Source organism: Sphingomonas parva (ex Maeng et al. 2020) (assembly GCF_004564275.1).
GTDB lineage: Bacteria > Pseudomonadota > Alphaproteobacteria > Sphingomonadales > Sphingomonadaceae > Allosphingosinicella > Allosphingosinicella parva.
The window spans coordinates 64,802-77,063 of sequence record NZ_SPDV01000008.1 but is presented as its reverse complement, the minus strand read 5'-3'; the positions used below and the strand labels follow the sequence as shown (position 1 = coordinate 77,063).

Here is a 12,262-nt window from a genome sequence, read left to right as displayed (position 1 = left end):
CCTCCCCGGCTTCGGGGAGGAATGAGGGTCAGCGCGCGAAGCTGGCGGCCAGTTCGACGTGGGTGGACCAGCGGAACTGGCCGACCGGCTGCACCCATTCCAGCTTGAAGCCGCCATCGATCAGCGCCCTGGCGTCGCGGGCGAAGGTGGCGGGGTTGCACGAGACATAGGCGATGCGCGGCACCGCCGAGGCGGCGAGCAGCGGCACCTGCTCCTTGGCGCCGGCGCGCGGCGGATCGAGGACGATCGCCTCGAACCGCCCGGCTTCCTCGCTGGTGAGCGGGCGGCGGAAAAGATCGCGATGATCGACGAACACCGGGCGCTGGACGCGATTGGCCGCCGCCTTCAGCGCCAGCGCCGCGCCCCGCGCCCCTTCGACGGCGAGCACCCGGCCGGGCAGCGACAGAGCGAAGGTGCCGAGGCCGGCGAACAGGTCGGCAATCACGGCGGCGGCGCCGATCGCCTCGCGGACCGCGGCGACGAGCGCGCCCTCCCCTTCCTGCGTCGCCTGGAGGAAGGCGCCGTGCGGGAGGGGCACCGCCACGCCGCCGAGGGTGACGGTCACCGGATCGGGCTCCCAGCGCGTCTGCGGCCCGTAGCCGTCGTCGAGCGCGAGGCGAGCGAGGCCGTGGCTCTGCGCGAACGCGCCGAGCGCCTCCGCGGCGCGCAGATCGTCCGCGTCGACCTTCTCGAGCAGCAGATCGACGCCCTGATCGGTCAGCGTCATGCGCACGCCGCCCTGCCCGCGCTGCGGCAGGAGATCGGCGAGCAGGGCGCGAAGCGGCGGCACGAGGGCGAAGAGCTCGGGCCGTAGAATGTGGCATTCGCGCATGTCGACGATGCGGTGGCTCGCCTCCGCGTTGAAGCCGAGCAGCACCTGCCTGCCGCGCCGCTCGGCGCGCAGCGAGGCGCGGCGGCGGCTGTTCGGCGGCGAGATATGGACCGGACGGATGTCGGGCGCGGCGATGCCTTGGCTCCCCAAAGCGGCGGCGATCCGGTCCTGGAGGTAGGCACCAAACGCGGCGTCATCGAGTTGCTGGAGCTGGCAGCCGCCGCATTCCGGGAAGTGGCGGCACGGCGGTACCCGATGGTGCGGTCCCGGCGTGACGCTTCCATCGGCGGCGACCAGATCGCCCGGCGCGGTGAGCGGGACGAAGCGGCCGTCGGCGGTGACGCCGTCGCCGCGGGCGGCGAGCCGGACGACCAGATCGCCGGGAGGGAGCTCCCCGCTCATAGGCATTCCGCGAAGGCGGCCGGCAGATGGCCGGGCAGATCGTCGGCGATCATGCCGGGGCCAGCGAGCTCGGCCGCACGTCCGTGCAGCCAGACGCCGGCGCAGGCCGCCTCGAACGCCTCGAAGCCCCAGGCACGCATCGCCGCGATCACGCCGGTGAGCACGTCGCCGGTGCCGGCGGTGGCCAGCCAGTGCGGCGCCGCGGCGGCGATGGCGGCGCGCCCCTCGGGATCGGCAATCACCGTGTCCGGCCCCTTGTAGACGATCACCGCCCGGGCCTCCCGCGCCGCCTGGCGGGCACGATCGACCTTGCTGCCCTGGCATGCGGGGAAGAGCCGCGAGAACTCTCCGGCGTGCGGGGTGAGGACCGGCGTGAAGCGGGCGCGGTGGAGGATGTCGCTTCCCGCCTCGGCGGCGAGCGTCAGGGCATCGGCGTCGAGCACCAATTTGGCATCGGCGGCGAGCACCTGCTCGAGCAGGGCGCGGGCCTCGTCGCTTTTGCCCAGACCCGGCCCGATCGCCGCCGCGCTGACCCGCGGATCGGCCAGCACCTCCGCAGCCTCGCCCTTACCCTGGACGATCGCGCTCGGCACCCCCGGCACGATCTCAGGGGCGACGAGGCGGACGTAGCCGGCGCCGCCGCGCAGCGCCGCGACCGCGGTGAGCGCCGCCGCGCCCGGCATCTCTCCGGCGATGGTCGCGACATAGCCGCGGCTGTACTTGTAGTCGGCCGGCCCGGGCGCGACGAGCAAGGGCCGGACGATGTCCTGAAGGCGGCTCTCGACCGGCACGCCGATGTCGGCGAGAACCAGACGGCCCATGTGGCGGGCGGCGGGCTGGAGACGGTGGGACGGCTTCAGCGCGCCGAACGTGATCGTGAGATCGTAATCGGTGACCGGCGAGAGAATGGCGCCGTCGTCGGTCGCGACGCCGCTCGGGAGGTCGAGCGAGGCCCTTATCCGTGCGGCCGCGGCGAGCCGCGCCAGCGCCTGCGCCACGGGCTCGTCGAGCGGACGGGTGAGGCCCGTGCCGAACAGCGCATCGATCAGCAGCGGCGCGGGCCTCGCTTCGCCGAGGCTCTCGACCTCTCCCGGCCAGCGGGAGCGGGCCTGGCGGGCCGCCTCGCTGCGCGGATCGGCGAGCGCGGCAACCCGGACGTCGAGTCCGCGTTCGCGCAGCAAACGCGCGACGACATAGCCGTCGCCGCCGTTGTTGCCCGGACCGCAGACGACCAGGGCGGGAAGGTTGCCGGCGTAGAGCCGGATCGCGTCCGCGGCGGCAAGGCCGGCGCGTTCCATTAGCAGCCTCTCCGGAGTGCCGGCGGCGATCACGGCCGCCTCGGCCGCACGCATCTCGGCGGCCGTCAGGATCGGGCCGGGAGTCACTGTCCGGCGATCGGGCGGACGGTGGCGGGAAGCCGGTAGCGATCGCCCTCGATCGCCACCTCGATGCGATCGGGGCCGAGCGGCGTCACGGCCGCCGGCATCGCGCCGTCCGCGGCGATCACGCCGCGCCCGTCCCTGGTGACGAGCAGCCGCCGGAAGCCGCCGCTTGGTGCGCGGATGGTGAGGACCAGGCCTTGATCGCTCGGGCTGCGCTCGACCGCGCAGACCGGCTCGAACGTCTCGGCGCCGGCGACCGCGCATTCGACGCGCTCGGCGCCCTCGGCAAGCGGCGCGGCGGGCCTCTCGACCGTCTTGCCGCCCTCGGTGATCGGCACGGTCTGCCCCTCTTCCGGCGCGTCGCCGCAGGCGGCGAGCGGAAGGATCAGCGAGAGCAAGAGGATCGGCCGGATCATCGCCCGCTTCTGGTCCAATGCCGCTGCGCTGGCAAGGCGGCTAGCGGCCCCGGAACGCAGCGAGGCGGGCGGCGAGATCCTCGCCTCCGAACAGCGCCTCGAAGCTCTCGTCCTGCCCCGCATCGCGCGCGTGCCCCGCCGAGGCGAGGCCGATGCCGCGCTTCAACGCGGCAAGGCTTCCCGCGCTATTCGCCAGCACTACCTGGGTGAGCGCCTCCGCGCTGCTCTCGAGATCGTCGCTGACGATCTCGACCAATCCGATCCGCGCGGCTTCGCCGGCGTCGATCGTCCCGGCGGTGAACAGCAGCCGCGAGGCCTGGCCGGGGCCGACGAGCGCGACCAGGCGGGCCACGTCCGATTGTGGATAGGCGATTCCGAGCTTGGCCGGCGTGATGCCGAAGCGGGCGGCGGGCGCGGCGAGGCGCAAGTCGCAGGCCATGGCAAGGGCGACGCCGGCGCCGAAACAGGCGCCATGGATCAGGGCCAGCGTCGGAATCGGCACGCGGGCCAGGCGCTCGAGCGCGTCCTCCATGTTGGTGCGGAAGCGGGCGCGCGCGTCCGGATCGTCCCGCAGCGCATCGAAATCGCCGAGATCGGCCCCGGCGCAGAAGGCCGCACCCGCCCCTCCGACGAGGAGCAGGCGCGCGCCGGCCGCGACGGCCTCCTCGGCCCGCGCGGCGAGATCGCCCCAGCCATGCGCGGGGATCGCGTTGCGCGCCTCGGGCCGGACGAGGGTCAGGCGGGCGACGGAGCCGGCGAGCGCGAGATCGAACATCGCGGCTGAATGGCGCGGCGGCGCGGCTTTGTCCCGATAAAAAGAGCCGGCGCCTCGCGGCACCGGCTCTCGAGTTTGAGCATGGCGCCTCCGCCGCGGACGGCGGAGGGGGCATGCGCGAATGTCAGCGTCGCCCTGAGCGGCGCATCGACTCGTCGCGGAGCTGGCAGCAAGAAGCATGCCACGACGGACGGGTGCGGCCGACGATGGTTAAGGCGTTGAAAATGCGTCCCGCGACGGGACGTCCGGATCAGGCAAGACGGGTCGCCAGCCGCCACCAGCCGGGGCGTTCCTCGGCCATCTTCGCGGCCGCCCGGTCCCGGTCCACCTCATTGTCGAACAAGGCGAAACAGGTGGCGCCGGAGCCGGACATGCGCACCAGCGTGGCGCCGAAGCGCTCGCCGAGCAGGCGCAGGCAGTCGGCGACGATCGGCGCCACCGCGATGGCGGCAGGCTGAAGGTCATTGCGGCCGTCGCGGACATCGCCAGGCAGCGGGCCGCGATCAACGCCGTCCCAGGCGCGGAACACGGCCGGGGTGGAGACGGCGACGCGCGGATTGACGAGCAGCGCCGGAAGGCCGCGGAAGGGCGCATCCTCGATCTCCTCGAGCACGTCGCCGCGGCCGGTGCCGCGGGTCGGCCGCGACAGCAGACAGGCGGGAACGTCGGCGCCGAGGCCGCGGGCGATGTCAAGCAGCCCCGCCTCGCCGAGATCCAGCCCCCACCAGCGGTCGAGCAGGCGCAGCGCCGCGGCGGCATCGGCCGAGCCGCCGCCGATCCCCGAGGCGACCGGCAGGCGCTTGTCGAGCGTGAGGCGGGCGCCCCTGCCCGGCGCGTGCCGCTCAGCGAGCGCACGCGCCGCGCGCAGCACGAGATTGTCGTGCTCCGCTGCGAGACCCGCAGCGAAGGGCCCGACGAGCTCGAGACCGAGATCCTCCCCCGCCGCCACGCGCAGCAGGTCTCCGTCCGTGCAGAAGGCGAAGATCGTCTCGATGCGATGGTAGCCGTCGGGCTCGCGCCCGCGGACATGGAGCGCGAGATTGAGCTTGGCGCGCGCCGTCTCTTCCATCAGGGCGCGGCGAGCTCCGGATGGAGGCCGCGGAGTATCTTGGCGCGCAGGCGCTCGGCCGCCTCGGCTTCGGCATAGATCAGAGCCGCCTGCCAGGCGTAGCGCGCCTCGTAGCGGCGGCCGGCGCTGTAATAAGCGTCGCCGAGATGCTCGTTGATCGCGGAATCCGCCGGCTCTCCCTTGGCGGCGCGCTCGAGCAGCTCGATCGCCCTGGAATAATCGCCGCGCACGTAGAGCGCCCAGCCGAGCGAGTCGGTGATCGCGGCGCTGTCCGGATCGAGCTTGCTCGCCTCGCGGATCAGCCGTTCGGCCTCGTCGAGATTCTCCCGCCGCTCGAGCTGCGAATAGCCGAGGTGGTTCAGCACCACCGGCTGCTGGGGCGCGAGCGTGTAGGCACGCTGCAGGGCTGTCTTGCCCCGCTCCCAATCGCCCGCGCGGCTGAGCTCTGCGCCGCTCAGCAGCCACAGCGCCCATTCCGGCGTGTCGCTCTCCGCGCCCGCGGCAATCGCCTGCAGCGCCTTGCCGTAGGCGTCGGCGGCCTCGCGATGCTGCTCGAGCTTGGCGAAGAGGTCGGCGAGGCGGGTCCAGGCCGCCGGCGAATTCGGCTGGGCTTCGGCCGCGGCGCGGGCATCGGCGAGGGCGCTCTCGGCGTTGCCGTTCTCGACCAGAAGCGACAGGCGCCGATCCATCGCCGCCTGGCCGAGCAGGTCGTCGGCGGGAACCTGCGCCAAAGCGGCGAGCGCCGCCTCGTTCTGGCCGCGCCCCGCGAGCATCTCGGCGGTGGCAAGCCAGGCCTCGCTGTTGCGGGGCGCCGCGAAGGTGGCGATGCGGGCGAGGTTGAAGGCGAGCGCCGGGACCTCCTGCCCGCGCAGATCGGCTGCGATTCGAACGAGGAAGGAGGAAATGCCCCAGGCAGCGAGATCGCCTTCGATCAGCGGCTTGCCGCGGGCAATCAGGCTGCGGGCGCGGGCGAAGCTCGGCTGGTCCTCGGGCAGGAGCGCCAGCGCGTCCTTGCGCGCCTTCTTGCGGGCAAGGAGCGCCGCCGCAGCGAGGCGCAGGCGCTCGGCGCGGGGCTCTTTTCCCTCGATCAGCGGGGCAAGCGCGGCGAGACCCTCCTTCGTCCGCCCGGCGGCGATCAGCAGCAAGGGACGCTGCTCGGCGCCATAAGCGGTCGCCAGCGGATCGCGCGCCGCCGCGACGATCGGCGCGACCGGATCGCCCTTGCCGGTGCCGACCGCGATCCAGGCGTGGAGCAGCGGCGCGGTGAAGACGAACACCCGGTCCTCGGCCATTCGATCGGCGTTAAGGCCCGCTGCCCGCCAGTCCTTGCGGCGCACCGCGTCGGCGAGAAGGACGAGGCGCGCGTCGGGACCGAGCTTGTTGCGCGCCTCGAGCACCTTCGCGGCGCGGACGGCGAGCGGCTGGTCCCCTGCGGCGAGCGCCTCCTCGAGCGCGCGGGCGGCGAGCACCTCATTGTCCGGCGCGAGATCGAGCGCAGCCGCATAGCCGGCGATGGCCTGGCGCTGCGCGCCGAAGCTGTCGGCGGCGAGAGCGCGGGCATAAGCGGCGAGCGCATCGCCCTCCTCCACCCGCGCCGCCGCGGGGGCGAGCGGCAGGAGGAGGGCAGCCGCCGCGAGGGCGCCGAGCGCGTGCCTACATGTTGGGATAGTTCGGCCCTCCTCCGCCTTCGGGAACGACCCAGTTGATGTTCTGGGTCGGGTCCTTGATGTCGCACGTCTTGCAATGGACGCAATTCTGGGCGTTGATCTGGAGCCGCGGACGCCCGCCTTCCTCGACGAACTCATAAACTCCGGCAGGGCAATATCTCTGCTCCGGCCCGTCGTAGAGCGGCAGGTTGACCTCGGTCGGGATCGCCGCGTCCTTCAGGGTGAGATGGATCGGCTGATCTTCCTCGTGATTGGTGTTCGACAGGAACACGGAGGAGAGGCGGTCGAAGCTGATCACGCCGTCGGGCTTGGGATAATCGATCTTCGGCGCGAGGTCCCTGCGCCACAGCGTCTTGTCGTCGGGATGATGGCCCATGGTGAACGGCAGCCCGATCTTCAGCGTGCGCATCCACATGTCGATGCCGGCGAGCAGGGTGCCGACCGTGCCGCCGAATTTCGCGACCATCGGCTCGACGTTGCGGACCATCTTCAGCTCGTCCGCCACCCAGCTGGCGTGGAGACTGGAATCGTAGGCGTCGAGCACATCGCCCGAGCGCTCCGCGACGATCGCGTCGAACGCCGCCTCGGCGGCGAGCATCCCCGATTTCATCGCCGTGTGGCTGCCCTTGATCCGGGGCACATTGACGAAGCCGGCCGAGCAGCCGATCAGCGCGCCGCCCGGGAAGACCAGCTTCGGAATGGCCTGGTAGCCGCCCTCGTTGATCGCGCGCGCGCCGTAGCTGACGCGACGGCCGCCCTCGAGCACCGCGCGGATCGCGGGGTGCTGCTTCCAGCGCTGGAATTCCTCGAACGGGGAGAGGTGCGGATTGCGGTAGTTGAGCGCGACCACGAAGCCCAAAGCGACCTGGTTGTTCTCCTGATGGTAGAGGAAGCCCCCGCCCCAGGCGTCGCTCAGCGGCCAGCCCTGGGTGTGGATCACGCGGCCCGGCGCATGCTTCGCCGGATCCACGTCCCAGAGCTCCTTGAGGCCGATCCCGTAGACCTGCGGCTCGCTCTCGGCATCGAGCGCGAAGATCCGCTTCAGCTCCTTGGTGAGGTGGCCGCGCGCGCCTTCCGCGAAGAAGGTGTAGCGGCCGTGCAGCTCCATGCCCGGCTGATATTCGGGCTTGCGGGTGCCGTCGCGGGCGACGCCCATGTCTCCGGTGGCGACGCCCTTCACCGAGCCGTCCTCGTTGAACAGCACTTCGGCGGCGGCGAAGCCGGGGAAGATCTCGACGCCGAGCGCCTCGGCCTGACCGGCGAGCCAGCGGCAGAGATTGCCCAGGCTCAGCGTGTAGGTGCCCTTGTTGCGCATGAACGGCGGCATCAGCGCATGGGGCATCGCGCGCTTGCCGGTGGCGCTGAGCACCCAATGGTGGTTCTCGGTGACCGGGACGGTCAGCGGGCTGTCGAGATCGCGCCAGTTCGGCAGCAATTCGTCGAGCGCGCGCGGATCGACCACGGCGCCGGACAGGATGTGGGCGCCGACCTCGGAGCCCTTTTCCAGGATGCAGACCGAGAGCTCGCGGCCGGCCGCTTCCGCCAGCTGCTTCAGGCGGATCGAGGCGCCGAGGCCCGCCGGCCCCGCACCGACGATCACCACGTCATAGGCCATCGACTCGCGTTCGGACATTCAGCTCTCCCTCGCCCGCTCGCGCTCTGATCGTCGCAAGGAGCCAACGTCTGGCAGATATAAGGCAATTTTGCGGTTGACCAGCCCGGCAACTCACCCCCTTTGATGGCCGAGGATGGAGCGGGGCAACGATCCATTATCCCCTGCGGACGCGGCGAGCGTCCTGCAATGGTGGTCGGACGCGGGCGTCGATGTTCTCATCGACGAGCAGCCGCGCGACTGGTTGCGCCCCGAGCCCGTTCGTCCCGCCGTCTTCGAGACGACGGCGCCGGCGCCCGAGGCGCCGGCATCCCGCGCCCGCGCCACCCCGCCCGCGGCGCCCGCGGACGCGCCGCCCGAGGCCCTGCCCGACCAGCTCGATCTCTTCCAGGCATGGCTGCGCACCAGCGACCGGCTGAGCTTCGCCGCGCCGGCCGCGCCGCGAGTCTGCCCCGCGGGCGATCCGGCGTCCGGGCTGATGATCATGACCGACATGCCCTCGGCCGAGGATTGCACGACCGGTACGCTGCTTTCCGGCGAGAGCGGGCGCCTGTTCGACCGGATGCTTGCGGCGATCGGACGCGACCGGGACAGCATCTATCTTGCCGCGCTCTCCTGCCTGCGCTCGCCCGACGGCCGACTGGCCAGCGACGCGGCGCGCAATTGCACGACGCTGGCGCTCCACCACGCCGGCCTGGTCCAGCCCAAGGCGCTGCTGCTGCTCGGCGACGCCTGCTCCAAGGCGCTGACCGGCCTGGCAATGGCGCAGGCGCGCGGCCGCTGGCACGAGGTGCGGACGCAATCGGGGCCGATCAAGGCGCTGGTCTCGCTCCCGCCCTCCTTCCTCCTCACCCATCCGGCCCACAAGGCGCTGGCCTGGGCGGATCTCCAGATGCTGATCGAAGAGGTGAAAGGATGAGGCTTCGAGCCCTGCTCCTCGCCGCCGCCATCGCGCTTCCGGCGGCTCCCGCCCTCGCCGAGAGCGCCGCCGCCGCGCGCGCCGCCGTGCCGGCCCAGCTGACGGCCGACCAGCGCACCGCCTATCGCGAGATCTTCGCGGCGATCCGGGCGGAGGACTGGGCCGGCGCGGCCGCGAAGCTCGACGCTTTGGCCGAAGGGCCCCTCCACGCCGCTGCGCGCGCCGAGCTCTATCTCGCCAAGAACAGTCCAAAGGTCGAGCTCCAGCCCCTGCTGGCGCTGCTCGAGAAGGCGCCGGAGCTGCCCGGCGCCGAGCAGCTTTCGCGGCTCGCCACGACGCGCGGCGCCACCGCCCTCCCCGTCCTCCCGCAGGCCCAGCCACTGATCTGGCAGGGCGGCCAGCCTCGCCGGGCCCGTGCCCAGAGCGGCAGCAAGAACGATCCCCTCGCCGCCGAGCTCGACCAATTGGTTCAGCCGCTGATCGTCGCCGACCGGCCGGCCGAGGCCGAGGCCCTGCTGCGCGAGCGCGAAGTGATGCTCGCACCCCAAGCGCGCACCGAGTTCCTCCAGAGGATCGGCTGGGCCCATTATCTGATCGGCAATTCCGCCGACGCGCGACGGCTGTCCGATGAGGCGCGGCAGGGCAGCGGCGAGTTCGTGCTGCACGCCGCCTGGACCTCCGGCCTCGCCGCCTGGCGGATGAAGGACTGCAAGGCCGCGGCCGAGGCGTTCGCCACCGTCGGCGGGCGTGCCACTGACGTCGAGCTCGCCGCCGCGGGCCATTATTGGGCATCGCGCGCCGACATGATCTGCGGACGGCCCGAGCGGGTCCAATCCCAGCTGCGCAGCGCGGCCCGGCTCAAGGAAACCTTCTACGGCATGCTGGCGGCGACCGCGCTCGGCATCCGCACGCCCAATTATGTGGGCCTGCACGATTATCGCGACGCCGAGTGGCGCGGCATCGCGACCAAGCCGAACGTCAGGACCGCGATCGCGCTCGCCGAGATCGGCGAGACCAATCTCGCCGACAGCTTCATCCGCCACCAGGCGCGGATCGGCGGGCCGAGCGACCATCACGCCCTCCTCCACCTCGCCGCGGACCTCAACCTCGCCTCCACCCAGTTCTGGCTCGCCCACAATGCGCCGCGCGGCACCTCGGTGAACCTCGGCGCACGCTACCCGCGGCCGGACTGGAGCCCGACCCGCGGCTGGCGGGTCGACCAGGCGCTGGTCTTCGGCCATGCGCTGCAGGAGTCGAACTTCCGCACTCAGGTGGTGAGTCCGGCCGGCGCCCAGGGCCTGCTCCAGGTACGGCCCGGCACCGCCGGCGACATCGCGCGCAGCCGCGGCCAGGCGTTCAGCCGCGACGAGCTCGGCCAGCCGGGGCCGAACCTCGAGTACGGGCAAAGCTACATCGAGTTCCTCCGCGATCGCGCCGAGACAGGCGGCCTGCTGCCGAAGGTGATCGCCGCCTACAATGCCGGACCGAAGCCGATCGGCGAGTGGAACTTCCGGGCGACCGACCAGAGCGACCCGTTGCTCTACATCGAGTCGATCCCCTATTGGGAGACGCGCGGCTACGTGCCGATCGTACTGCGCAATTACTGGGTCTACGACCAGGCGAACGGCAAGAGCTCGCCGAGCCGGCACGCGCTGGCCCAGGGCCTTTGGCCCAAATTCCCCGGCATGGCCGGCGCCGCCGGAGTCCGGCTGCAGGGCAATCGCGAGCTCGCCAGCGGCGCGGACTGAAGCGCCTCAGCAAATGTAAACCCGTATGGGCGGAGCCCGTTGAAGCCCGCCTTGCCTTTCGGAACCCCGATGAGGAGAAGGTGCGGCCTTAAGCTCGGGCCGAACGGTGTTCGAGCAGGATGGTCTAGGCCGCAAAGTTCTTGCTTTGTTCTTGTTCGGGGCGCATGGTTCCCGGATGAGTCGCCCCGACGTGCGTCATGGCCGCGGCGCGCCCGAGAACCGGACGCCGACGCGCTTCAACCTTCCCGTGCGGGAGGCCGACGGCGACTGGCTGGATGCGCGCGAGGCGCTGGACGACGGCCCCCCGCCGCTCCGGACGACGGTGACGGTCGAGAAGCCGAAGACGATCATCACCCGCAACACCTCGCCTGACATCGGCTTCGATCGTTCGATAAATCCGTACCGCGGCTGCGAGCACGGCTGCATCTATTGCTTCGCCCGGCCGACCCACGCCTATCACGACCTTTCCCCCGGCCTCGACTTCGAATCGAAGCTGTTCGCCAAGCCCGACGCCGCGGCGCTGCTGCGCACCGAGCTCGGCAAGAGCGGCTACGACGTGCGGCCGATCGCGCTCGGCACCAACACCGATCCCTACCAGCCGATCGAGGCGAGATGGCGGATCACGCGCAGCGTGCTGGAGGTGCTCGCCGAGACCCGGCATCCGCTGACCATCACCACCAACTCGGATCGGGTGACGCGCGATATCGACATCCTCGCGCCGATGGCGGCGGACGGCCTCGCCTCGGTGGCGATCTCGGTGACCTCGCTGACGCCGGACATCTCGCGGACGCTCGAGCCGCGGGCGCCGTCCGGGCGCAAGCGGCTGGCCGCAGTGCGGGCGCTGAGCGCGGCGGGGATCCCGGTCACGGTGGCGATCGCGCCGGTGGTGCCGGGGATCACCGATCATGAGGTCGAGCAGATCGTCGCCGCAGCGGCGGAAGCGGGCGCCAGCGGCACCTTCTTCCTGCCGGTGCGCCTGCCCCACGAGGTCGCGCCGCTGTTCCGGGCCTGGCTCGACGAGCATTTCCCCGACCGCGCCGACAAGGTGATGAACATCATCCGCGCCTTGCGCGGCGGCCGCGACAACGATCCCAATTTCTTCACCCGCCTGCAGGGCTTCGGCCCCTGGGCGGAGCTGATGGCGACCAGGCTGAGGGTGGCGGCGGCCAAGCACGGGCTGAACAGGGAGAAGAAGAAGCTTCGGACCGACCTGTTCGTCCCGCCACAGGGGCCGCAGCTGCGATTGCTGTGACCTTTCGGGATCAATCCCCGAAGGTCATCCCCGTCCCGATTGTCACCCCGGCCCTTCGACGCCGCCTGTGGCGGCGCTCAGGATGGACTATTGTCGGAGTCCCAGGGAGAGTTCCCGCGGCGCAAATGGAGCGCGCCCTTGAGTCCTCCGCCTCTTCCGGGCTGAGGCCCCGGCCTCCGACGAGGAAA

At 71.7% G+C, this 12,262-nt stretch carries 10 protein-coding genes; 3 read left to right on the top strand and 7 right to left on the bottom strand.

Going from position 1 to position 12,262, the window contains the following annotated elements; genetic code table 11:
- Positions 1-28: 28 nt before the first annotated feature.
- The 7 genes from E2493_RS05385 to E2493_RS05355 form a co-directional block, all read right to left on the bottom strand.
- Positions 29-1,240 (bottom strand): class I SAM-dependent RNA methyltransferase, encoded by a 1,212-nt coding sequence (locus E2493_RS05385; RefSeq protein ID WP_404828294.1) that lies wholly within the window; start codon positions 1,238-1,240, stop codon positions 29-31.
- Positions 1,231-2,619 (bottom strand): NAD(P)H-hydrate dehydratase, encoded by a 1,389-nt coding sequence (locus tag E2493_RS05380; protein WP_225421163.1) that lies wholly within the window; start codon positions 2,617-2,619, stop codon positions 1,231-1,233. The genes E2493_RS05385 and E2493_RS05380 overlap by 10 nt, the downstream gene beginning before the upstream one ends.
- Positions 2,616-3,032, bottom strand: a complete 417-nt coding sequence (locus E2493_RS05375; protein ID WP_135084497.1) for a hypothetical protein — start codon at positions 3,030-3,032, stop codon at positions 2,616-2,618. Before E2493_RS05375 ends, E2493_RS05380 begins: the two co-directional genes overlap by 4 nt.
- A 40-nt stretch (positions 3,033-3,072) precedes the next feature.
- Positions 3,073-3,807, bottom strand: a complete 735-nt coding sequence (locus E2493_RS05370; protein ID WP_135084495.1) for an enoyl-CoA hydratase/isomerase family protein — start codon at positions 3,805-3,807, stop codon at positions 3,073-3,075.
- Between the two features lie 250 nt (positions 3,808-4,057).
- Positions 4,058-4,876: a 4-(cytidine 5'-diphospho)-2-C-methyl-D-erythritol kinase gene (locus tag E2493_RS05365; protein ID WP_191992970.1), complete on the bottom strand. Its 819-nt coding sequence runs from the start codon at positions 4,874-4,876 to the stop codon at positions 4,058-4,060.
- Positions 4,876-6,465, bottom strand: a complete 1,590-nt coding sequence (locus E2493_RS05360; RefSeq protein WP_135084493.1) for a tetratricopeptide repeat protein — start codon at positions 6,463-6,465, stop codon at positions 4,876-4,878. The genes E2493_RS05365 and E2493_RS05360 overlap by 1 nt, the downstream gene beginning before the upstream one ends.
- Before the next feature lie 64 nt (positions 6,466-6,529).
- Positions 6,530-8,176 carry an electron transfer flavoprotein-ubiquinone oxidoreductase gene (locus E2493_RS05355; RefSeq protein WP_135084491.1) on the bottom strand — a complete coding sequence of 549 codons (1,647 nt, stop codon included), beginning with the start codon at positions 8,174-8,176 and terminating at the stop codon, positions 6,530-6,532.
- Between the two features lie 115 nt (positions 8,177-8,291).
- Between E2493_RS05355 and E2493_RS05350 the strand changes: the two genes are divergently transcribed.
- The 3 genes from E2493_RS05350 to E2493_RS05340 all read left to right on the top strand — a co-directional run bounded on the left by E2493_RS05350 (position 8,292) and on the right by E2493_RS05340 (position 12,074).
- Positions 8,292-9,074, top strand: coding sequence for a uracil-DNA glycosylase (locus E2493_RS05350; RefSeq protein ID WP_135084489.1), 783 nt, complete (start codon positions 8,292-8,294; stop codon positions 9,072-9,074).
- Entirely contained in the window at positions 9,071-10,822 is a 1,752-nt protein-coding gene (locus E2493_RS05345) for a lytic transglycosylase domain-containing protein (protein WP_135084487.1), read from the top strand. Before E2493_RS05350 ends, E2493_RS05345 begins: the two co-directional genes overlap by 4 nt.
- A 175-nt stretch (positions 10,823-10,997) precedes the next feature.
- On the top strand, positions 10,998-12,074 hold the full coding sequence (locus E2493_RS05340) for a PA0069 family radical SAM protein (protein WP_135084485.1): 1,077 nt from the start codon (positions 10,998-11,000) through the stop codon (positions 12,072-12,074).
- Positions 12,075-12,262: the final 188 nt, after the last annotated feature.